Consider the following 24,428-nt stretch of genomic DNA (forward strand, 5'->3'; position numbering starts at 1 on the left):
AAGAACAACTACAAATTGCAGTGCAAGCTGCCGATTCAAAACGTGCAGAAGATATCGTTGCTTTAGATGTGAGAGAAGTATCTTTACTAGCAGATTACTTCATGATTTGTTCGGCAAACAGTGAACGACAACTAAATGCAATTACAGAAGAAATCATTGAAAAAGAAGAAGAAAACAATTACGAAGTAAAACGTATCGAAGGAAAAGAAGGCGGAAAATGGATCCTGATCGACTTAGGAGATCTGATCATCCATGTTTTCCATGCGCCAGAAAGAAGTTTCTATAATTTAGAAAAATTATGGTCAGATGCACCACTTGTTGACCTAAATGAATGGATCGATTAATATGGCTTACGAAACATTTGCTTTCGTTTATGATGAGGTAATGGATGAAACCTTATATCAACAATGGTTAGATTTCTCAAAACGACACTTACCAAGTGAAACATGTAATATTTTAGAATTAGCTTGCGGAACAGGTGCTCTAGCTGTTGCCTTTGCTAAAGCTGGGTACCATGTCACAGGGTTAGATCTTTCAGAAGAGATGTTGATGATTGCTAGCCAACGTGCGTTTGAAGAGGAAACACCAATCCAATTTGTTGAAGGAAACATGCTTGATCTGTCAGAAATTGGTCAATACCAAGCAATCACTTGTTTCTCAGATTCTTTGTGCTATATGAAGAATGAGCAAGAAGTGCAGCAAGTATTTGACGAAGTGTATCAAGCGTTGGAAGAAAATGGACGTTTTATATTCGATGTTCATTCTATCTATCAAATCGACACGGTGTTTCCTGAATACAGTTACCATTATCAAAATGATCAGTTTGCCTTTTTATGGGATAGCTACCCAGGTAAGGAAAAGCATAGTATTGAACATTTCTTGACTTTCTTCGTGGAAGATCCCGAAGAAGCAGGTAAGTTCATTCGAGAAGACGAACTGCATCAAGAGCAAACTTATTCTTTGGATAATTATTTAAGAATGTTAGAAAACAGTGGCTTTTCTAAGGTAGAAGCGTTTGGTGATTTCACCGATGAACAACCAAAAGAAGATACAAAACGTCTCTTTTTTGTGGCATATAAGGAATAGGACACGAAAAAAGTCTTTTGCTGAATACGAAATATTACCTTATCGCGAGGTGTAATCGCAAAAAAACTGCCGTGAATCGCGTTGTTTCAGATAGTATTATAATAGTTTAAAAGTAACGAATAATGGCCGAGACGAGTAAATCATCAACAAAGTCTACGCCAAATAGTGACGTTTTTCTGCTAAAAAACGAAAAAAATACTTTAGAAATATCTTGATGAAAAATAAGCTGAAGCGTCATTTGAAAAGCAGGAGAAACGATTTTTCGATTTCTCCTGTTTATTTTTTTACAGTTAAAAACCGAATTGATCATTTTGGGATTGACCGAAAGAATGAACTGTTTGTTTTATTCCTATTAAGAAATGGAGGAAATGCGATGAAAATTTGTGGCATTATTGTTGAATATAATCCTTTCCATAATGGGCATCGCTACCATGCGGAAATGGCTCGTGAACAAACGGGCGCAGATATCGTGATAGCAGTGATGAGTGGAAATTTTTTACAGCGTGGTGAGCCTGCAATTATCGACAAATGGTCCAGAGCAACTGCTGCCCTCCAAAACGGAGTGGATTTGGTCATTGAACTACCGATAGAATGGTCTGTGCAATCAGCAGATTACTTTGCCAAAGGAGCTGTGCGATTATTACAGATGCTCGGCTGTACACATCTTTGTTTTGGTACAGAAGAAGAGTCGACATTTAATTACGAAGCTTTTGGGAAATTTGTACAGCAAAACCAATTAAGGATTGACCGTGAATTTCAACGTTTATCTGACCAAGGAATGAGCTATCCGCAGAAGATGACAGCAGTGTTCAACACACTTTATCCAGAAATCGCTCTCGATTTTTCTTCTCCTAATCACATTTTAGGGTTAAGCTATGCGAAAGAAAATGCCCAGTATGCCCAGCCAATGAAATTAGTACCGATTACCAGAAAAAGTGCTGGTTATCACGATGAAGAATGGAGCAGTTCCTCCATCGCAAGTGCGACCGCTATTCGCAAAGCGCTCAGTGAACAACGCTCCGTAACGAATTTTATACCTGCTGCCACCGCAGCGATGATCGAAGCAGGTTCGCAACAAACATGGGCGAATTACTGGCCCTTGTTACGTTATCGTTTGCTTTCTACGGAGCTAGCCAATTTGAAAACTATCTATCAGATGACGGAAGGACTTGAAGTGAGAATGCAATCGGCTGCGAAGAAAGCCACTTCTTTCGAGGAATTTGTCACTTTAGTCAAGACGAAAAGATATACTTGGACGAGAATCCAACGTTTAGCTTGTTACGTATTATTGAACATCCATCATGAGGAAATCCATGACCAACAAGACAAATGTTACTTGAATATTTTAGGATTCACCAAGGCAGGACAACAGTTTTTAAAAGAAAAGAAAGAGATACCCTTGATCTCAAAAATCGGCAAAAAAGAAGCAGAATTGGCACATCTTTTGGTTCGGAGTGATCAAATCTATCAACTCGGTGGGGCGATACCTGAACAAAATTTTGGAAGAAGACCTTATGTTTCGAAATAAACCTGGTTGGTGGGAACAAAGTGAAATGACTAACCTGAATGAAAGTTTAGTTCAATATTTTGAATATATCGCTTTGTAAAAAATTCTTTGTCTAGCTTGTTGAGTAGCTATTCCAAGAGACGACTATAATCGATCATACAAGGAAACACCTCCCTAAAAAATGACTAGATTTAGAAAAAATACTTCACAGAATCCAGATTCACAAGTATAATGGAACAGGACGTTTTTGTGCTTAACCACTATCAGAAATGAACGATCAAAATTAGAAAGCGAAGTGAGAATATGGGACGTAAATGGGCAAACATCGTAGCGAAAAAAACCGCAAAAGATGCAAATAATAGCCGAGTTTATGCGAAATTCGGGATTGAAATCTATGCAGCAGCAAAATCAGGTGATCCAGACCCACACGCTAACCAAAAACTACGTTTCGTCATTGAACGCGCGAAAACTTATAATGTACCTAAACATATTATTGACCGTGCAATTGAAAAAGCAAAAGGTGCGGGAGATGAAACTTATTCTGAATTACGTTATGAGGGATTCGGACCAAATGGCTCAATGGTCATCGTTGATACCTTAACAAACAACGTGAACCGTACAGCTGCTGATGTACGTGCTGCTTTTGGTAAAAACGGCGGAAATATGGGTGTTTCTGGAGCTGTTTCTTACATGTTCGACAATACAGCGATTTTTGGTTTTGCCGGCGAAGATGCAGATGAGATCCTTGAATATTTGATGGATAAAGAGATTGATGTACGTGATGTCATGGAAGAAGATGGACAAATCATCGTTTATGGTGAAGTTGCTGATTTCCATAGTATCCAAGAAGCATTGAAAGAAAAAGGAATCACTGATTTTTCAATTGCTGAGATCCAAATGATTCCTCAAAATGAAGTGACACTTTCACCAGAAGACCAAGAAACATTTGAAAAAATGATTGATGCGTTGGAAGAGTTGGAAGATGTTCAACATGTTTTCCATAATGTAGCATTGGAAGACTAAACGATAAAAACGAATGAAGGTTGTGAAAGCATCGGATAGCTTTCGACTTGCGATTTATCCGTTTTTCGTTTTTACACCTGCTAATAGTCTGGGACGATTCGTCTCTCAGACTATTTTTTTACGCTTAAAAGAAGATCATTCGTTCTGAAAAAACAGTAGTTTATGACGAATCAATGATTTTATCTTTTTTTCGTATGTTTTATTTTTTATTCTGTTTCGTCCTGTGTTATTATTGATATAGACGTATTATTGAAAAAATGATACATAGGAATGTGGATGTAGGCGGGGAAATTTTATGGAAGCAAAAATTAGTTTAGAGCCTTTTGAACGTATTTTAAGCGGTTACCAAAAGATCGAAGAATTAGCTGTGAATATCACAGACTGTTCAAAATTAGCAAAAAAATATGCCCATTATGGTGTAGAAGGTTATCGTTTAGGAAATTACGTAGGTACTGGTTACCTTAATCGCTATTTGGAATGTATGGTTGATCGCGTCCCCATGTTGATTTACAAAAGAAATTATTTAATCCCTTTACTTTTTAGACGTTCAGATTCAACCTTTCGATTATTTGAAGAAAATTATCGTATGGAAGCTTTCTTTCGTTTGTTAGAATGGAGCTTAAAACATCAACCAACAAAAATCTTAATTGAAAAAAATGAAAAATATGATTCTAAAAAAGTAAAAGTGATCGACAGTGCTTATCTAGCTTTTCGTTTATCAGAAATCCTTGATAGTGGAGGCTATCCGATCAGTAACTTCCGATCAATCGAACAGTTTATTGATTGGAATCGAATTTATCGGCTGATAGATAACGGGGGGATTGGGCGTCATAGTAAAGTCTTTGATCCTGAGTATCCTGAAAATATAGAAGAATTGCGAATGATTATTTCACTAGTTAAATTAAAGTATCCAGATACTGAATCATTTGTTTAAAAGGCGAGGTTGTGACTAAGTGGTTAGCTTCTTATTCTTGAAGCTACTTCTTTAACACCGTTTATTAAGAATAAAGGGCTGTGACAAAAATTTTGTCACAACCCTTTATTTTTATATATTGATAGTGGTATATAATGCTGGGTCCATGGATTCAATCAAAGGACTTTCAGATTCAGAAGTAACTAAAACGAGTTCGTGCATGGCTCTTGTACACATGGTGTAAAGAACTAATTGATCTTGGTCAGTGGCAAAGTTTGTATCATCGATTCCCCATAAGAAAACGCGATCAAACTCGAGCCCTTTTGCCAAGAATGCTGGTAGTAGGACGATTTGTCGTTTCATAAAATCTGTTTCATCAGAAATCAATTGGACACGATCTTTTAAGTATTCGGGCAACTGTTCATAGAGTTGTTCACACTCAGTCTGTGTTTTACCAATGATTGCGGTACGCCAGTAACGGGTATTTTCTTGAGTCGTTTCAAGCGTAGTTTTTAACCAATTTAATCGTTCTTCTAAGGAGGAACCTTTCACGATAGAAGGAAGCGTACCTTTGCGAGCCGTCGTTTCTACTTGATTTTCCTCAGTAAGAAAATGATTCGCAAAATCCGTGATCTCTTTTGTTGAACGATAGCTGGTCGTTAACTGGAAGTGTGTGATTTCTTGGTCTTTGAATAGTTGATCCAAAGAGCCAGTAATCGTTTCATTGCCGAAAACATTTTGATTTAGATCACCACAAAAAGTGAGATTAGCTTTTGGATAGATCGCTTGTAAAAGAGCTACCTGAGCGGGAGCGAAATCTTGCATTTCATCGATAAAGATATAGCGAGCTTTTTGCATCACAGACACTGGATGGATGCGACGCATCAGCAAGAAGAATAATACTGCATCTTCTTGTCGTAGTTCTCGTTGACGAAGCTTCTCTTTTAATAAGGCTGAATGATCGTTCCACATCGTTGCGCTAATGTCATTTTTAGCCAACAGCGCCTGAGGTACGGTTTGTAAAAAGTGAAGGTATTGTTTGGTCAAATTGACAAATTGAAACTGATTGATACCGCGGTAGATTCGACGGAATCTTTTCTTCACGATTTGATTCGCTAGTTTTTTCCGTAAAGACTGTTCTTTTTGCTCCGTATACTCAAGGTTCGGATCATTCGCATATAAGTCTTGCAATTGTTCTTCTGCTAATTCTTTGACCCATTTTTGACGCATCTCATCTTTTTGGAGTCCACCCAATTTTTTTAATAATTTTGTTTGCAACAAGGAGAGACGTTGATGTAACGGTAAGAGTTCATTGGTTTCTTGATACCATTTGCGGATCGATTCTTTTGCTAAAATCGTCCGACCGTTAATTTTCATATCTCTAAACAAGGGACCAAAACCAGTAATATGATCGATATAACGATCAATCTGATGGATTAGTTGAAGACCGCTTTTGAAGGTTTGGATCGGGTCCTTGTCTCCAGATAAAAAACCAACTTCTTGTTGCTCTTCTTCTAACAATGAAAATTCAGGTAATAACTGTTCCAAATAAGACTTGAAGGTTTGCGTAGGTACACCACTTTCACCTAAAGAAGGCAAAACAGTCGAAATATAGTCAGAGAAAAGATGATTAGGAGAAAAAAGTAAAACGTTCTCGGCATCTAACCATTTTCGATTGTGATAAAGTAAAAAGGCGATCCGTTGTAATAAAGCGGATGTTTTTCCACTACCAGCGATTCCTTCGATCAACATCACTTGACTTGTTGTATCACGAATAATGGCATTTTGGGCTTTTTGGATCGTAGAGACGATATTTTTCATATGCGCACTTGAGGCATCGTCTAGGATCTCTAGTAAGAAATCATCGTTGATCACTTCAGAAGTATCCACCATCGAAATAATTTTTCCGTCTAAGATTTTAAACTGACGTTTCAGCAGTAATTCAACATTGATTTTTTCAGTATCTGTTTCATAGAAGGCTGGTCCAATTTCCCCTTCGTAATAAAGGTTAGCAATTGGGGCACGCCAGTCGATTACGATTGTTTCTTCAGAGAGATCTCTTAAAGAAGCGATTCCTAGATAAAGTGTCTCTGCGTCTGTTTCTTCTTTAAAATCGATTCGGGCAAAGTAAGGGTTGTCTTCCATAACTGTTAACGTTTGGAGCCTTTTTTGCTGCGATTCAAGCGTATGGTATTTTAAAAGCAATTCTTGCTCATGTTGGCGGTATTCGACAGCTGATTCATAAAAGGATTCATTAGACCCACCTCTGATCTTATGGCTGGCGGTGTCTTTCGTAGAATCTTGCATCTCTTGGGTAAGAGATTGTTGTTTAGTGTTTAATAGCTTTTGTTCAAGCTGGATCAACTGAATGGTTTCATCCACGTGTTGTTGTTCTAGTTGTCTTTCATTCATTGCGTATATTACTCCTTCCGCCGTAAATAACGAATTAAAAGTATAGCACAAAAAGTGAGAAAAAGGTATCTTTGACTATTCGTTTGAAGGAAAGTGAAAGAAGAAAATCAATGAGAGTGAGAGTTGTTTTCAGTTAAGTGTAAATAATTTTCATTCTAGTTCTAAGTCAGTATCCTAAAATTGTAGGGAGTGAACAATATGACACATTTTAAAAAATTTTCAATCACCGTTTTGATAGGAATGACGGCACTTATTTGCGAATTTATTTTTAAACGACCCACACTTGCATTTCTGATTATCGCGATCACGGGTGGTATTTTGGCTTTCTTTATGTTTATTGAGATGATTAAAACATTACGTTCAGGTAAATATGGTGTGGACATTCTTGCTATCACAGCGATTGTTGCGACATTAGTGGTAGGAGAGTACTGGGCCAGTTTGATGATCCTGATCATGTTGACTGGCGGAGACAGTTTGGAAGACTATGCCAATAAAAAAGCTAGTCGAGAATTGCAAACGTTATTGGACAATACACCACGCACAGCGCATCAATTGATGAATGACCAATTGAAAGATATTCCAGTAGAAGCTGTTGAGATCAATGATTTATTAGTGGTGAAACCAGGAGAATTAGTGCCCGTTGACGGAAAAGTAGTGAAAGGTGAGTCGCAATTTGATGAGTCTTCATTAACAGGTGAAGCCAAACTTGTATTAAAAAAAGCAGGCGATGAACTGATGTCTGGCTCAGTCAATGGGGACGGTTCCGTTCAAATGATCGTTGAAAGAAGAGCAGCTGATAGCCAATACCAACAAATTATTAAATTGGTCGAAGAATCAAAAGAAAAACCAGCTCATTTTGTACGCTTAGCGGATCGTTATGCGGTGCCTTTTACATTGATAGCTTATTTGATCGGAGGTATTTCCTGGTGGGTCACGAAGAATCCTGTTCGTTTCGCAGAAGTTCTCGTTGTTGCTTCACCTTGTCCTTTGATTTTAGCTGCACCGATTGCCTTAGTGGCTGGAATGAGTCGTTCAAGTAAAAACGGAATCGTCATCAAAACAGGAACCGCCTTGGAAAAATTAGCACGAACCAAGACAGTTGCATTTGATAAAACGGGTACCATCACTAAAGGGGTCCTCGAAGTAGCAAGTATTCACCCAGAAGCTGGTGTAACATCAGAAACGCTCTTGGTCTATGCGGCAAGTGCCGAACAAGAATCAAGTCATATCTTAGCCCGATCACTAGTCCATGAAGTCGATAACGAAAAGTTAATGCCAGTGAATGAATTAAAAGAGATCACGGGGCAAGGAATACAAGCTAGAGTAGATGGACGTTTCGTTAAAGTTGGCAGAGCTTCATTTGTCGGTGCCAAAGAAAGCCAATCTACTAAAACAGCTATCTATGTTGCAATTGATGACCATTTTTCGGGTACGATCTTATTTTCAGACGTGCTGCGTCCAGAAGCACAAGCAACGATTGAACAATTGAAAACAATGGGTGTAGCGGATTTGATGATGATCACAGGGGATGGACCGGCTATCGCTGAATCAATTGCAAAGGAGGTTGGGCTCACGGCTGTTCATGCTCGTTGTTTGCCGCAGGACAAATTGAATATCCTTGAGAGTATTCCCGAAAGTGAACGTCCCGTAACGATGGTGGGCGATGGGGTCAACGATGCTCCAGCTTTGACGATCGCAGATGTTGGAATAGCCATGGGCGCACACGGATCAACGGCAGCTAGCGAAAGTGCTGATGCGGTGATACTAAAAGATGATTTGACAAAAGTTGCTACTGCTATAACGATTTCCAGAGATACGATGAAAGTAGCGAAACAATCTGTTTTAATCGGTATTTTTATTTGTGTTTTTTTAATGCTGGTTGCTAGTACGGGGGTAATCCCCGCTTTGTTTGGAGCGGTTCTCCAAGAAGTGGTAGACACTGTTTCGATTTTAAGTGCATTGCGGGCTAAAAATGAGCGATCCCACACGTAACATCAGAAAAGACCTTTTCTCTTTGCTTTTTTTGCGGTATGATCATAGCATAGAAGAAGGGTTGAAAAGACCACTTACATTTAAGATAGCAATCATTAAAAGGAGACGAGACAATGCCATTTGTACACGTAGAACTAGTTGAAGGACGTAGCCCAGAACAATTAGAAAATATGATGAAAGATATTACAGAAGCTGTTCATAAAAATACCCAAGCACCAAAAGAACATATCCATGTGATTATCAATGAAATGAAAAAAGGCACTTATGGTGTAAATGGTGAATGGAAAAAATAAGTCACACCCACACTTGATTTTTCTTTTTATTAGTGGTTAAATAAACACATAGTTGATTGATGAGAAAGACAACTGAATTTGAGAGTCTTCGATAAGAGAGGAAAAGCCAGGCTGAAACTTTTCCAGAAGAAAACCAAAGGATGACCACTTTCGAAACCTTTGTTGAAACAAAGGCGGTCGTACCGTTATAACGCTCAAGGAACGTGTAAACGTTCGAAATTAGGTGGAACCACGAATCTTTCGTCCTAGTATCTCTTTTATGAGGTGCTGGGACTTTTTTATTGGTGTCAACTCATTCAATCAAAAAATCAAAGGAGGCTATTTTAATGATAAAAATTACTTTTCCAGATGGCGCAGTGAAAGAGTTTGATGCGGGAATCACGACTGCTGAGATTGCTGCAGGTATTTCCAAAAGTTTAGCTAAAAAAGCATTAGCCGGTAAAGTGAACGGTCAGTTGATTGACTTGAATCGTGGCATCGAAGAAGATGCGTCAATCGAGATCGTTACACCTGACCACGAAGATGCATTAGCATTGGTACGTCACTCAACCGCACACTTGATGGCACAAGCTATGAGACGCTTGTACCCAAATATCCATTTCGGTGTCGGACCAGCAATCGATTCAGGATTTTACTATGACACAGACAACGGTGAAAACCAAATCAGTGCCGAAGATCTTCCAGCAATCGAAGCAGAAATGATGAAAATCGTGAAAGAAAACTTACCGATCGAACGTAAAGTTCTTTCTAAAGAAGAAGCTCTGGAAATCTTTGCAAGTGATCCTTATAAAGTAGAATTGATCAGTGAATTACCAGATGAGGAAGTAATCACTGCTTATCAACAAGGAGAATTTATCGATTTATGCCGTGGACCACATGTCCCATCAACCGGTCGTATCCAAGTCTTCAAACTATTATCTGTAGCTGGAGCTTACTGGCGTGGAAATTCAAACAATCAAATGATGCAACGTGTCTATGGGACAGCATTTTTTGATAAAAAAGACTTAAAAGAATTTATTCGTCTACGTGAAGAAGCAAAAGAAAGAGACCACCGTAAATTAGGAAAAGAACTAGATCTATTTATGGTATCACCACAAGTTGGTTCAGGCTTACCATTCTGGTTACCTAAAGGTGCAACGATTCGTCGAACAATTGAACGTTATATCGTTGATAAAGAAATCAGCTTAGGTTACCAACATGTCTACACACCAATCATGGGAGATGTAGAATTGTATAAAACATCAGGTCACTGGGATCATTACCAAGAAGACATGTTCCCACCAATGGATATGGGTGATGGTGAAATGTTAGTTCTTCGTCCGATGAACTGTCCGCATCATATGATGGTCTATAAAAATGCGATCCATTCCTACCGCGAATTACCAATCCGTATCGCTGAACTAGGCATGATGCACCGTTACGAAAAATCAGGTGCGCTATCAGGTTTACAGCGTGTTCGTGAAATGACATTGAACGATGGGCATACCTTTGTACGTCCTGATCAAATCAAAGATGAGTTCAAACGTACGTTGGAATTGATGGTCGCAGTTTATGCTGACTTCAATATTACAGACTATCGTTTCCGTTTGAGCTATCGCGATCCGAACAACACGGATAAATATTTTGATGATGATGCTATGTGGGAAAAAGCGCAAGTGATGTTAAAAGCCGCAATGGATGAATTGGAATTGGATTACTTCGAAGCAGAAGGAGAAGCTGCTTTCTATGGTCCAAAATTGGATGTTCAGGTCAAAACAGCTTTAGGAACAGAAGAAACATTATCAACGATCCAATTAGACTTCTTGCTTCCAGAACGCTTTGATTTAACTTATGTTGGTGAAGATGGCGAAAATACACATCGTCCAGTAGTTATCCACCGTGGGATCGTTTCAACGATGGAACGTTTTGTTGCTTATTTAACTGAAGTTTATAAAGGAGCTTTCCCAACTTGGTTAGCACCGATCCAAGCAACAATCATTCCTGTTTCAGTTGAAGCGCATAGTGACTATGCTTATGAAATCAAGGAACGTCTACAAATGAAAGGTCTACGTGTCGAAGTAGATGACCGCAATGAAAAAATGGGTTATAAGATTCGTGCATCACAAACACAAAAAATACCATATCAACTAGTCGTTGGTGATAAAGAAGTGGCTGATGCAACGGTCAATATTCGCCGATATGGTAGCAAAGAAACTTCAGTAGAAGATCTCAACATGTTCGTTGATGCGATGGTTGCTGAAGTCCAAAATTATAGTAGACAAGGTTAATTTCAATAGTCGAAAAAGTGACCTGACTACCCTAGAATGTAAGATCAAACCGATGGTATCGAAAATCGAAAACGATTTTTGATACCATCGGTTTTTTACTAAGTGAATTGTTACGCTTCTCCCATATCTTTTTAAGAGTTAAAGCTAAATCGTGCAATTTGAAACAACAAAGCGATAATGAGAATCTTTTTTTCTGAAATTACGAAAAGATGAATAAGCAAGCCTTTCATCTTATGCTATTATTAGGTTGAAAAGGAAAAAAGGAGGGCTGAAAATGGGAACTTTTTTTACAAATAAAAGGCTAAATAAAAAAGGAAATAACGTAGCTCAAAATGAGTTAAGCGAGCAAACAAACGAAATGCAGTCAAAACAAGCCAATCGTAAAAAAAAGAACTTAGCAGTAAATTTAATCGTAAAAATTGAACATGCGATTAAACAAAGGAGTCAACATAAATCCACGAATCAAAAAAATTCGAAGTCCGTTGGTCCCGCTAAACGAATGTTGGAATTGATTAGGCGAGATTTTTCTATGCTTGAGAAAGTACTAAATAATACTTACCAGGAAATCCATAAGCTTGACCGCTCTTTCAGAACAAAAATGATCAGTTACATAAGAAACGATCGGAAAAGAATGGCAACAAAAATTCGTGCGTTCAAAACAACTTTGATTCCTCATAAAAGTAATTTTACGAATCAAATCGAAATAGCTCCTCGTGCTAAGAATGAAATGGAGAATATTTTACCTATAACGAAAATTAAAATGAAACAAAGAAATGAAGAGCAGACTAAACTTGGTCTCAGAAAAAATTTGTTTAAGCAGTTTTTCAACCGACTGTTATATTCCAATAGCCAAAAAATGAGGAATCAAGACCTAAACAAAATAGTAGTAGAAAAAATACAGCAAGAAAAATATGAAGAAAAACAAGTGTTGTTAACAATGGAACAAATATTAGCAAGATCGTCAAATAGAAATGATATGCCAAAACAACTTTTCAGTCGATCAATACAACCATTCGAGAATACTAAGGAAGAAAGACTAGCACAAATAAGTGAGAAAATCCAACATGCTATGAACTTCTCAACTTCTAGGAATCAATTAGGAGCAGCACATGCGGAACACCAACTCTAAAAGTTCTGTCATGACATCATTTATAAATTGGAGTTCAATACTCGTGACTTCTATCAAAAGTATTCAACGTGAGACAACAAAATTTTCATGATAAAGAGTGCAACTATCATATGAATGATAGGATAACCAGGAGCTGCAATCGTCCATTCTTCTTGAAAAATTAAGCTTTTATCTAAGAGTCCTAGGCTTGCCTTGGGCTCTATTGCTGTAGCCGAACCTCATCAATTATTTTTTAGCCTCATACTTTTTCTCCAACATTTATTTACAGATGATGACAAAATTTCTTGTCAGACGTCACGATCTTATTAGTGGGATATGGTATACTTAGCTAGACTGGAAGAGAAAAAGGAAGTGAGACAAATGAGCGTTATTAGCCGTATTGAGAGCATGATGGAGGAGTATTCTTCAACTGAAAAAAAGCTCGCTGATTATATCATCAAAAATGTAGAAAAAATTCCCACGATGACTGCGAACGAGTTAGCAGAAGCTGCTGGGTTAAGTGCGCCCACAGTTGTCCGATTTTCTAAAAAAATTGGGTTTCAAAGTTTGACTGACTTCAAAATAAATATTTCGACCGAGTTACAAACCGGTATCGTTGAAGGCTTCAGTGATATTCATCCAAACGAATCTTTTTATTCGATCAAACACATTTTGGGAAATAATGCGCAAGTGGCAATCAAAGAAACGGTGGACATTTTAAATGAAGAAAAAATTCAAGAAGTGGTTGAGACTCTAGAAAGTGCTGAAACAGTCTTTCTATATGGCGTGGGCGCTTCATCTTTAGTGGTGGAAGACATTTTGCAAAAATGGTCTAGAGTAGGCAAACCCATTATTTTTGAAAAAGATATCCATGTTTTACTTCCTCAATTAGTAAGCAATGAAACCAAAAAAGTATTATGGTTAGTCTCCAATTCTGGTAGTAGCGCGGATGTCGTAGCAGTTGGAGAAATCGCAAAAGATTTAGGCATTGAGGTAATTGCTTTAACGCAATTTGGAAATAATCCTTTAAGTAAGTTGGCGGATGTTGTTGTACAAACCTCACGTCCAAAGGAAATTACCAATCGAAGCGCTGCTACAAATTCTTTGCTGGCTCAGTTTGTTACTATCGATATTATTTTTTATTTATATATGACAAAGAATGAACAGTTGGGGGAAAAAGTTCGTGAAACCAGACAAGTAATTAAAGGATACTTTGGTTCAAAACGGTAAGAGCATTATAAAAAGTTTTCCACAGTAAAAATATCATTTGTTGTGTTTCACGATAAGAAAATGATAAATTAAATAAAAAACTTTATTTTTTAAAGGTTTGAATTGTTTGAAAACTTGACACGATTTTATCCTGTGAAACAAAAAAAGAATATCAACTTGAAATAAGTTAAAGAATTTATTAGTGATTTTCGTTTCTTCTTTTTTATTTCAAGAAATTTAGGTACAATGAAACATAACAGTAAGTAGGAAAAAGATAGGAATGATGAGAGAGTTTATGAAAAAACTATTAAACAATTCATGGATGGATAAATTGAAAAAAGGTGCACAAGAGCCGAAAAACAAAACATTTCGACGTTCACATGTCCCTTTTCGGTTGAATTTTCTTTTTTTCATCATATTTACATTATTCGTCGCATTGATTGCACGATTAGGTTATCTACAAATCGTTAATGGCGAAGCAATGGAAGCCAAAGTGAAATCATCATCGACACTAACGATCCAAACCAGTTCTCCGAGGGGGATGATTTACGATTCGACAGGTAAACCATTGGTGACGAACCAAGCGAATCAAGCAATTACTTTCACCAGAGGAACAAAAATGACGGCAGAGGATCTGCTTAAAGTAGCGACAAGACTAAATCAATTAATCAATGTGCCAGTTGATGAAAATTTAACTGAACGAGATAAAAAAGACTTTTGGTTAGCTGATCCTAAGCATTTGAAAGAAGCAACGGAACGCTTAACAGCAAAGGAAAAACAACTTGATTCCAGCGATCAATACAAAGCGTTAGTTGATAAAGTAACCGATAGTGAAATCAACTTCAATGAAGAACAATTAAAAATCGCGACGATTTTTAAACGCATGAATAGTGCGTATGAGTTGAACACGGTATTTATCAAAAATTCAGGTGTGACTGATCAAGAATTAGCGGTTGTTTCCGAACATGCTTCAGAACTACCTGGAGTATCCACAGGAACCGACTGGACACGTCAATACACGGCTGCTGACTCAATCAAAAGTATTTTAGGTAGTGTGACAACAGAAAAACAAGGTTTACCAGCTGATGAAGTAGATGAATACTTAGCTAAAGGCTATTCTCGTAATGATCGTGTGGGACAAAGTTACCTTGAAAAGCAATATGAAGATGTGTTACAAGGAACAAAAACCCAATATGAAGTAACCCTCGATAGTAATGGGAATGTAACGAATCAAAAAGAAATCTTTGCTGGTGAAAAAGGGTCCAACCTCATGTTGTCTCTTAACGCTGATTTCCAAGCCAAAGTCGAAAATATCTTAAAGACAAACTACCAAAAATTAGTGGATAGTGGAAAAGCGACTTATTCGCCAGGGGCGTATGCAGTAGCGATGAATCCACAAACCGGTGAAATATTGGCTATGACAGGATTTAGTCACCAAGAAGGGTCCAAAGAGTTGACAGAAAATGCTTTGGGTAATATTACTAGCGCCTTTACTCCAGGGTCAGTAGTCAAAGCAGGTACGTTAACTGCTGGTTGGCAAACGAATGTGATCTCAGGTAACCAAGTGTTAGTCGATGAGCCAATCAAATTACAAGGCTCTTCTGAAAAGAGTTCGGTCTTTAATCGAAGCGGGCGTATTGCAATCAATGCAGTCAAAGCACTTGAACTATCATCGAATACGTATATGATCAAAGTTGCGTTGAAAATGCTGGGATTGGAATATACACCAAATATGGGACTTCCTTCACTAAATGAAGAGTCAAAAGCCTATGAAGAATTACGTAAAGCGTTCAAACAGTTTGGCTTAGGAACAAAAACTGGGATTGATCTACCAAATGAATCACCAGGGATTTCTCGTTCTGTTGATTTTATGAAGAAATTTAATGCAGATAATGGCGCTCAATGGTACACACCAGGTAACTTTACTGACTTAGCTTTTGGTCAGTTTGATACCTATACACCGATCCAATTAGCGCAATATGCTTCAACTGTAGCCAATGGTGGTAAGAGAATCCAACCTCGTTTAGTCAAGGGAATCTATGGAAATGATGAAAATGGGAACCTTGGTCCGGTGAAAAAAGAGCTGGAAACAAAAGTCGAAGATACCGTTGATATTTCTCCAGCTGATATGTCGATCCTTCGTGAAGGATTCCATCAAGTTGTTCATGGAACAGATGCGTATACGACAGCTAAACCTTTAGCTAGTGCAAAAATGGATTTGTCTGCTAAGACTGGTACAGCCGAAACTGTAGCTGAAGGTCATCCAGATATTACCACAGTAAATAGTAATATCGTGGCCTATGGTCCGAGTGATAACCCACAAATTGCAATTAGTGTCGTTCTACCGAACTTATTAGATGAAAAAGATCATATGAATCTAGTCATTGCAAAAGAAATCATGGACACTTACTACGATATGTTCATGGCAAAATAAAAAGACCAACAACTAAAAAGACCGTTCCAGAGAAATACAATTTGTTTTCTCTGGAACGGTCTTTTTTGATTTTAAAGGGCTAATAAGTCTTCTAAATACGTAGCTAAGCCATCTTCTTGGTTGGTGTGTTCAGTGACATCGTTAGCAACGCCTTTTAATTGATCGGTACCATTTTTCATTGCAACTCCCCAGCCAGCATATTCTAATAGTTCCAAATCGTTATGTTCGTCACCAAAAGCAATGACATCTTTTTGATCGATATCAAGGTAATTGGCAATGCGATGAACGCCTTTGGCTTTTTCAATTCCTTTAGAAACGATTTCTAAAATAGCCATTGGTCCTCCCCAAGTACGAACATCAACAAAATTACCGAATTGGCGGGTTAATTCAGCTGAAACTTGTTCAGCATAGCATTTTTCTGTTCGAACCAGTAAAGAGGTTGGATCAGTTGTCAGATTTTTAGGCGATAATAAATTTTGAGGGCTAGGATTTGATGCAGCAAAAATTTTTTCATCAAAAAAATCAAAGCTGTCAATAAAATAAGTTTCACGATTTTCTGCAGCAATGAAATCTAAATTCAATTGGCGTTTTTGAGCTAAAATCTCGAATACGATGCGTTTATCGATCGATGTTTCTTTTTCATGAGCCCAATATTGATTAGGGATATGTACTAAAGCACCGTTAAAGTTGACCATCGGTGTAGACAATCCTAATTGCTGATAATAATGATAACTCATTCGGAAGGGACGCCCAGTAGCAATACTGACATGGTGACCAGCGTTAATCGCTTTTTTTAATGTTTCTTCAGTTTTTGAAGTAATGATTGAATCCGGATTTAAAGTTGTTCCGTCTAAATCAATGGCAATGAGCTTTCTATTCAAAAATGTCATTCCTTTCAATGCTAGTATGTGTTTCAGTCTAGCACATATATTTTTTTTAACAAGGTGCAAATGTAAGGGAAAAAGAAGTCTTTTTTAAATTAAAGAGAACGGATACATTTTGTTCAATAACTATTTATAAGGTAAAACACGAACATTAAGCATTTTTTTATTGCTTTTTTTAATGATTTTATTGAAAAGCGAACGAACTATAATTATAATCAATAATTGTTCGACGTAAACGGAATAGTTGACTTATTTTATTTTATTATTTGATTTTACGTCAAAAAAATTCAGGGAGTGGAAATTTTTTATGGAAAAGTTTTTCCAATTAAAGAAAAATAAGACAAATGTACCAACAGAAATCATGGCTGGGGTTACGACATTCTTTGCAATGAGTTATATCTTATTTGTAAATCCAACCATTTTGTCAGCATCAGGGATGCCTTTTCAGGCAGTGTTCTTAGCAACAATCATCGCTTCGATCATTGGTACTTTGGTAATGGGGTTGTTTGCAAATGTACCGTATGCGCAAGCACCTGGAATGGGATTAAATGCCTTTTTTACTTTTACAGTAGTTTTTGGATTAGGTTATTCTTGGCAACAAGCTTTAGCGATGGTCTTTATTTGTGGGATGGTCAACATTTTTATTACTGTGACCAAAATACGAAAATTGATCATTCATTCCATTCCTGAAAGTCTACAACATGCGATTGGAGGCGGGATCGGGATCTTTGTCGCTTATGTTGGGATCAAAAATGCAGGATTTCTCTCTTTTTCAGCTGATCAGGCAGCAATCACTAGTTCGGTGGTTGACGGAGGCAAGGCAACGAATGTCACAATCAATGGTGGGATCGTTCCAGCTTTAGCCAACTTCAATAATGCACCGATTTTATTAGCTGTGATCGGTTTGATTTTAACAGCGATCCTGGTGGTAAAAAATGTTCGTGGTGCGATGTTGATCGGGATCGTGGCAACCACTGTCTTAGGGATTATGATGGGGGTTGTTGATTTAAGTACGATTGATTGGCAAGCCAATTCATTAGGAAGTTCATTCAAAGAATTAGGCACGACTTTTGGTGCTGCTTTTGGACCAGAGGGGATGCAATCATTATTTAGTGATTCTTCAAAGATTCCACAAGTAATCATGACGATCATTGCGTTTAGTTTATCGGATACATTTGATACGATTGGGACGTTCATTGGAACAGGTCGCCGTACGGGGATCTTCTCAAAAGAAGATGAAGAAGCATTAGAAGATGGCAAAGGTTTCAAGACAAAAATGGATAAAGCGCTCTTTGCCGATGCCATTGCGACATCTGTAGGAGCAATCTTTGGAACATCAAATACGACGACTTATGTAGAATCTGCTGCAGGTATCGGTGCTGGTGGACGAACAGGTTTGACCTCAGTAGTGGTTGCAGTCTTATTTGCATTAAGTAGTTTCTTTTCACCATTGATTTCTATCGTTCCAACTCAAGCAACTGCACCTGCATTGATTTTAGTTGGTGTGATGATGATGGCTTCATTCACAGATATCAATTGGCTTGACCTGGAAGAAGCACTACCAGCATTCTTTGCTTCAATCTTTATGGGATTATGCTATAGCATCTCTTATGGGATTGCTGTCGGCTTCATTTTTTACACGATCGTCAAAGTAATCAAAGGGAAATTCAAAGAAATTTCAATCCCATTATGGATCGTTGTGGTCTTGTTTATCCTTAACTTTATTATTTTAGCAACGATGTAAACCAGCCTAACTGGTAGCTGAACTATTTTCTTAAAGAACCAGCTAAAAAGTCAGGAAACAGCAACATGAGTAAGTTTACAATAAAAAGTAGCACAAATTTAATAAGAAAAAACGCTTTTTGCCATCACCATTTGAATGATTCGAAAAAAGTAGTATTTGCACTCTTAACGATTTTATATAGTTGTTAAGAGTGTTTTTTTGTAACATAAGATTTTCACTGTTAAGATAGTAAATAAGTAGAAGATAGTACTGCTCGGAACAAAACCTTTCGTCTATATAGTAACAATACATAATTTATGCTGTTTCAAAAAGAAATTTTTTGCAAAGAAACATAAAGAAATGAGGATGATCAATGAAGATACAATGGAAGAAAAATTTATTCGTGGCTTGGATCGGCTGCTTTTTTACAGGGGCTAGTTTTAGTTTAGTTATGCCATTTATTCCTGTATATGTAGAACAATTGGGTACACCAAGTGATCAAGTTGAGTTGTTTTCCGGTCTAGCGATATCTGTTACTGCCTTTGCTTCAGCTATCGTAGCGCCAATATGGGGGAATTTGGCAGATCGTAAAGGGCGAAAGCTCATGATGATCCGAGCTGCCGCAGGGATGACGGTAACGATGGGATCGTTGGCCTTTGTTCCCAATGCGTATTGGTTACTGGTCATGCGTTTTTTAAATGGCATTTTATCAGGTTATATTCCTAACGCGACTGCGATGATTGCTTCACAAGCGCCAAAAGAAAAAAGTGGTTGGGCATTAGGAACTTTATCGACTGGAGCGATTGCCGGCAGTTTGATCGGACCATCAATGGGAGGTGCGTTGGCGCAGTGGTTTGGTATGGAGAATGTTTTCTTGATTACTGGGGTATTATTACTTGTGACAACACTTTTAACCATTTTCTTGGTAAAAGAAGATTTTCAACCAGTAGAAAAAAATGATATGATCAGTACAAAAGAAATCTTTGCCAAAATGGATCATTTATCCATTCTGATCGGATTATTTGTGACCACTTTGATCCTTCAAATTGGTATCACAACTATCAGTCCTATTTTGACCCTATATATTCGTGAGCTAAGCGGGAATTCAGGAAATATTTTATTTGTTAGTGGGTTAATCGTTTCGATTTCAGGTGTGTCTGCAGTTTTTTCATCTCCTAAACTAGGGAAATTAGGGGATAAAATAGGGAACCAAAAAGTACTGCTTGCAGGGCTAACCTTATCTTTTTGTTGCTACTTGCCCATGGCTATTGTAGCGACCCCTTTACAGTTGGGGATCTTACGGTTTATTCTTGGTTTTTCAACGGGAGCGTTAATGCCATCCATCAATACACTCATCAGTAAGATCACGCCGCCAGAAGGAGTGAGTCGAATCTATAGTTACAATCAAATGTGTAGTAATTTTGGACAAGTCTTTGGACCGATGGTGGGCTCGACGGTTGCGCATGCCTTTAACTATCGCGCAGTGTTCATTGCTACAAGCCTCTTTGTTTTATCTAATATCTTATTATCTTTATTTAACTTCAGAAAAGTTCTTCGACAACGCTTCTGATCAGATGATGAAAAGATCGTGTGTCGCTTTCGTTAAAACCTCGCAACTCCGATGACACTAGGGAAGAATTTGTTGAAATAACCGCTCATGTTTTGAGAAATTCAGGCTTATTTCAAGGAACAACAATTATTCATTTTTGTGCATGATAAAGAGCCCGGGACGACCTTTTGTCCCAGGCTTAACTTTTCCACTCCAAAAAGTTAATGGAAAGCGAAATGATTTTATCAAAATACATAAAAAGGATGAGACTGCGTCCCACCCTCATTTGGCTTTTATGAATGTGATGAGGCTTCTTTTCTAGGAGTTGCCAATGCACCAAGTAAAATGACAACAACGCCTGCAACCAATGAAATAATCGTTGTTAAAGTAAAATCATAGCCACCGCTTGTAAGAGCCCCACCAATGTAACCTACGACTTGACCTAAGACAAATGACCAAAATAATGTGACGATATATCGCATAAAGAACACCTCTTTTCTAAGCTTAGTTTACCAGAATTTTGCTGAATGTAAAGAAAGCTAGTTGTAAAAAAACAAGTTTTATGATTTAACCAGTCCATGTGATAAAATAATAAAAATGCAAATCAAAGAGAATGATTACAAATGCGTTGTCGTTTATCCTATATTCATAGTAGATAAATGAATGCATTGATTAATTGTCTAACTATACAAAAGGTGGAATGATCATGTTTTTCCCACAATTATATACAAAAACCTCCTATTCGCTGTTGCAAAGCACGATCAGGATCCAAGATTATGTCCAAAAGGCAAAAGCACTAGGTTATACAGTCCTAGGAATAACTGATCAAGATGTACTGTATGGGATACCTGAGTTTTATCAAACATGTATCAAAGAAGGAATAAAGCCAATTGTCGGCATGCTCCTTACTTATACTTATGAGTCCCAAGCTTTTGATTTATTGGTATATGCTAAAGATGGCGTTGGCTACCAGCAATTGATGAAGCTGTCGAGTAAAAAAATGATTCAAGAAAGTCTCGCCTTATCAGAATTTACGGAATCAGATCATTTGATTTTCGTCGTTCCTCCAAAACATTCTGTGGTAGCTGAATTTAATCAAACGGAGACCTTTACTGTCCATTGGCAAGCACTCAAAGAAAAAGTAGGTCGACAAGATTTTTATGTTGGAATCACTGAAAGTTTCTCAGAACTACCAAGTGGTTGGGTAACGTTCCTAGCAGAAAACAATTATTCCTTATGTGCATTACAACCTATTGCCAGCTTAAGACAAGAAGAACTGTTTGCGCTTGAGACGATGAAACATCTTCGAGCTGGGAGCCAACTTTCTATGGAAGCAATCAACCAACAAAAGATAGAAACGAAAACAGGTTTTTTACTTGCTGAAAATGAAATGATCCAACGGTTTAATGAAGCACAGTTGGTTGATGCGCTAGAGGGTGCGCAACGTTTAGTTCAATCGGTTTCCTTTGAATTTCAATTTCATCAAAAGCTGCTGCCTCATTACCCAGTACCAGATCAAAAAAGTGCTGGTCAGTACCTTGATGAATTGTGCCACGCAAAATTAGCAGAGCGAGTCGAAGAAATCACTCCTGAATATCAAGAGCGTCTAGCATATGAGTTGTCGATTATCCATCAAATGGGCTTTGATGATTATTTCTTGATCGTGTGGGACGTCATGGCGTTTGCTCATCGAGAAAAAATCGTGACTGGCGCTGGACGAGGATCAGCGGCTGGTTCATTAGTTGCATATATCTTGGAGATCACCGATGTCGATCCGTTGCAATATGATTTGCTTTTTGAGCGTTTCTTAAACCCAGAACGTTATACGATGCCAGATATCGATTTGGATATCCCTGATAATCGTAGAGAAGAAGTCTTGAATTATGTGAGAGAAAAATATGGACAATACCATATGGCGCAAATTGCAACGTTTGGGACGATGGCGGCTAAGATGGTGTTAAGGGACGTGGCTCGTGTCTTTGGTTTATCACAAAGCGAAGCCAATCGATGGTCAAAGGCGATCCCTAATCAGTTGAAAATTACCTTACCCGAAGCATATCGGACATCGAAACCCTTAGTGGAGTTAGTTCAGTTAAGTGAAAAAAATCAATTACTATTTAAAACAGCTTCGATTTTAGAAGGATTGCCTCGACATGTCTCGACTCACGCAGCGGGTGTTGTGATCAGTGATAAGAATCTATTAGATCTGGTTCCATTACAAAAAGGATCAGATGAAGCATTTTTAACTCAATATACGATGAATGACGTGGAAGCAATCGGACTACTCAAAATGGATTTTTTAGGATTGCGAAATCTTTCGATCATTGATTACGCATTGAAAGCTATTAAAAAAGTAGAAAAGAAAGAAATTCAATTGAAACAAATTCCTTTAAATGATCCTAAGACACTTTTTCTCTTTCAGCAAGGAGACACTACAGGGGTTTTCCAATTTGAATCGGCAGGTATTCGCAATGTTTTACGCCGATTAGGACCAGAAACAATTGAAGATATTGCGGCGGTCAATGCGTTATATCGTCCAGGACCAATGCAAAATATCGATACGTTTATTTCACGCAAAAAAGGAAAAGAAACGATCCATTATCCTGATGATTCCTTAATGCCTATTTTAAAAAACACATATGGTGTCATCGTGTATCAGGAACAGATTATGCAAATCGCTGCAAAGATGGCTGGTTTTTCTTTGGGCCAATCGGATATTTTGCGTCGAGCAATCAGTAAAAAGAAAAAAGAAGTGATTGACAAAGAGCGGGAACACTTTGTCAGTGGGGCAGTAAGTCAGGGCTATTCGAAAGAAAAAGCGGTCGAAGTCTATGACTATATCGAACGTTTTGCCAATTATGGTTTCAATCGCTCGCATGCGTTTGCGTATTCATTTGTTGGGTTTCAAATGGCGTACCTCAAAGCCCACCATCCAGGCGCATTTTTTGTTAGTTTACTAAATTCGGTTCGACACAATACGACCAAATTAAAAGAATACATCGCTGAGGCAAGAAAGAAAAAATTAAAACTAGCAGCACCTTCCATTAATCAGAGCTATTATGGCTTTGAGCTGATTAATCCAGAAGAGATTCGTTTTGGTCTAACTGCGATCAAAGGTGTCCGAAAAGACTTCATTGAGGATATCTTAAAAGATCGAAAAGAAAATGGCGCTTATCAATCAGTGGATCAATTCTTGATTCGTTTAGATAAACGCTGGCTAAAATTAGAGTTGATCCAGTCATTAGTAGCAGTAGGTGTGTTTGATGAATTGGCACCAAACCGAAAACAATTGATGCTCGATTTAGAAGGAAAAATACAAAACATCATTTATAGTGGTGGAAGCTTAGATCTCCTAGGGATCATGGCTTTAAAAGAAGAAGAAGTGGCTGACTATTCTTTAGAAGAAAAGCTGCAATTAGAAGAGGAATATTTAGGCGTTTATCTTTCAGGGCACCCAACAGAAGGCTATGAACGCTTGAAATTAGCTAAAAAAATCCGGTTAATTACTGAAGTTATTCCGAAACAAACAGTCAGTGTATTAGTGATGATTAAAAATATCCGTGAAATCAGAACTAAAAAAGGGGAGTTGATGGCTTTTGTTGAAGGAACAGATATCAGTGGAGAAATCACGATCACTGTATTCCCCAAATCCTATCGACAATTTCGTTCATTGTTTGAGTTGAATAAAGTGATCTTTGTTCAAGGACGAACAGAAACGAGTAAATACAACCAAGAGTTGCAATTGATTGGCGAAAATTTTGCTGATCCTGTAGAATTAGAAGAACAATATCAAGATCAGACTTGCTACTTACGAATCAAAGAAGAATTTGATGATCCGCAAACGATGAAACAATTGCAAACTATTTTTCAGAAACATTCTGGGTACATTCCAGTCGTGATGTATCATGAAAAGAATCAACGGAAAGTAGTGCTGGCAGAAGCTTATTGGGTCGATGGAAGTAAGAGCTTGAAGAGTCAATTAGCTTACTTGCTCCAACCAGAAAATGTTGTTTTCAAATAACTTACGG

At 37.8% G+C, this 24,428-nt stretch carries 17 protein-coding genes; 14 read left to right on the forward strand and 3 right to left on the reverse strand.

Annotated features, from left to right (window positions below):
* The first annotated feature begins 20 nt into the window (after positions 1–20).
* The 5 genes from rsfS to IGJ23_RS04475 all read left to right on the forward strand — a co-directional run bounded on the left by rsfS (position 21) and on the right by IGJ23_RS04475 (position 4,550).
* Complete coding sequence (rsfS, locus tag IGJ23_RS04455; protein ID WP_010719657.1) at positions 21–344, forward strand: ribosome silencing factor; 324 nt, start codon at positions 21–23, stop codon at positions 342–344.
* Position 345: 1 nt separating this feature from the next.
* Positions 346–1,086 (forward strand): class I SAM-dependent DNA methyltransferase, encoded by a 741-nt coding sequence (locus IGJ23_RS04460; RefSeq protein WP_010719656.1) that lies wholly within the window; start codon positions 346–348, stop codon positions 1,084–1,086.
* 373 nt (positions 1,087–1,459) lie between these two features.
* A complete protein-coding gene (locus IGJ23_RS04465; protein ID WP_207433203.1) occupies positions 1,460–2,614 on the forward strand; it encodes a nucleotidyltransferase in 1,155 nt (384 codons plus the stop codon).
* Between the two features lie 282 nt (positions 2,615–2,896).
* Positions 2,897–3,616 carry a YebC/PmpR family DNA-binding transcriptional regulator gene (locus IGJ23_RS04470; protein ID WP_063626840.1) on the forward strand — a complete coding sequence of 240 codons (720 nt, stop codon included), beginning with the start codon at positions 2,897–2,899 and terminating at the stop codon, positions 3,614–3,616.
* 295 nt (positions 3,617–3,911) lie between these two features.
* Positions 3,912–4,550: a hypothetical protein gene (locus IGJ23_RS04475; RefSeq protein WP_010719653.1), complete on the forward strand. Its 639-nt coding sequence runs from the start codon at positions 3,912–3,914 to the stop codon at positions 4,548–4,550.
* Positions 4,551–4,661: 111 nt separating this feature from the next.
* On the opposite strand, the gene helD is transcribed toward IGJ23_RS04475, so the two are convergent.
* Positions 4,662–6,941, reverse strand: coding sequence for an RNA polymerase recycling motor HelD (gene helD, locus IGJ23_RS04480; RefSeq protein ID WP_010738125.1), 2,280 nt, complete (start codon positions 6,939–6,941; stop codon positions 4,662–4,664).
* Positions 6,942–7,139: 198 nt separating this feature from the next.
* Between helD and IGJ23_RS04485 the strand changes: the two genes are divergently transcribed.
* From IGJ23_RS04485 to IGJ23_RS04510, 6 genes are all read left to right on the forward strand, one after another.
* Complete coding sequence (locus IGJ23_RS04485) at positions 7,140–8,933, forward strand: heavy metal translocating P-type ATPase (protein ID WP_207433207.1); 1,794 nt, start codon at positions 7,140–7,142, stop codon at positions 8,931–8,933.
* 113 nt (positions 8,934–9,046) lie between these two features.
* Positions 9,047–9,226: a 2-hydroxymuconate tautomerase gene (locus tag IGJ23_RS04490; protein ID WP_002287649.1), complete on the forward strand. Its 180-nt coding sequence runs from the start codon at positions 9,047–9,049 to the stop codon at positions 9,224–9,226.
* Positions 9,227–9,552: 326 nt separating this feature from the next.
* The gene (gene thrS / locus IGJ23_RS04495; protein ID WP_034700539.1) at positions 9,553–11,493 is read left to right on the forward strand and encodes a threonine--tRNA ligase; all 1,941 of its coding nucleotides are present in this window, start codon (positions 9,553–9,555) and stop codon (positions 11,491–11,493) included.
* Between the two features lie 274 nt (positions 11,494–11,767).
* Complete coding sequence (locus IGJ23_RS04500; protein WP_438774654.1) at positions 11,768–12,622, forward strand: hypothetical protein; 855 nt, start codon at positions 11,768–11,770, stop codon at positions 12,620–12,622.
* Between the two features lie 360 nt (positions 12,623–12,982).
* Positions 12,983–13,831, forward strand: a complete 849-nt coding sequence (locus IGJ23_RS04505; protein WP_034700537.1) for a MurR/RpiR family transcriptional regulator — start codon at positions 12,983–12,985, stop codon at positions 13,829–13,831.
* 259 nt (positions 13,832–14,090) lie between these two features.
* Complete coding sequence (locus IGJ23_RS04510; protein WP_010738122.1) at positions 14,091–16,244, forward strand: peptidoglycan D,D-transpeptidase FtsI family protein; 2,154 nt, start codon at positions 14,091–14,093, stop codon at positions 16,242–16,244.
* Positions 16,245–16,315: 71 nt separating this feature from the next.
* On the opposite strand, the gene IGJ23_RS04515 is transcribed toward IGJ23_RS04510, so the two are convergent.
* Positions 16,316–17,125, reverse strand: a complete 810-nt coding sequence (locus tag IGJ23_RS04515) for a Cof-type HAD-IIB family hydrolase (RefSeq protein ID WP_010738121.1) — start codon at positions 17,123–17,125, stop codon at positions 16,316–16,318.
* A 310-nt stretch (positions 17,126–17,435) separates the two neighbouring features.
* Here IGJ23_RS04515 and IGJ23_RS04520 point away from each other — a divergent pair, with 310 nt between their 5' ends.
* Entirely contained in the window at positions 17,436–18,872 is a 1,437-nt protein-coding gene (locus tag IGJ23_RS04520; RefSeq protein WP_178286489.1) for an NCS2 family permease, read from the forward strand.
* A gap of 352 nt (positions 18,873–19,224) precedes the next feature.
* Entirely contained in the window at positions 19,225–20,421 is a 1,197-nt protein-coding gene (locus tag IGJ23_RS04525; RefSeq protein ID WP_010738119.1) for a multidrug efflux MFS transporter, read from the forward strand.
* Between the two features lie 272 nt (positions 20,422–20,693).
* Here the strand turns inward: IGJ23_RS04525 and IGJ23_RS04530 are convergent, their stop codons facing one another.
* Positions 20,694–20,882 carry a YjzD family protein gene (locus IGJ23_RS04530; RefSeq protein ID WP_010719643.1) on the reverse strand — a complete coding sequence of 63 codons (189 nt, stop codon included), beginning with the start codon at positions 20,880–20,882 and terminating at the stop codon, positions 20,694–20,696.
* Positions 20,883–21,106: 224 nt separating this feature from the next.
* Here IGJ23_RS04530 and dnaE point away from each other — a divergent pair, with 224 nt between their 5' ends.
* Entirely contained in the window at positions 21,107–24,421 is a 3,315-nt protein-coding gene (gene dnaE / locus IGJ23_RS04535) for a DNA polymerase III subunit alpha (protein ID WP_207433211.1), read from the forward strand.
* Positions 24,422–24,428: the final 7 nt, after the last annotated feature.

The organism is Enterococcus sp. DIV1682a, assembly GCF_051711005.1.
Lineage (GTDB): Bacteria > Bacillota > Bacilli > Lactobacillales > Enterococcaceae > Enterococcus_B > Enterococcus_B hirae.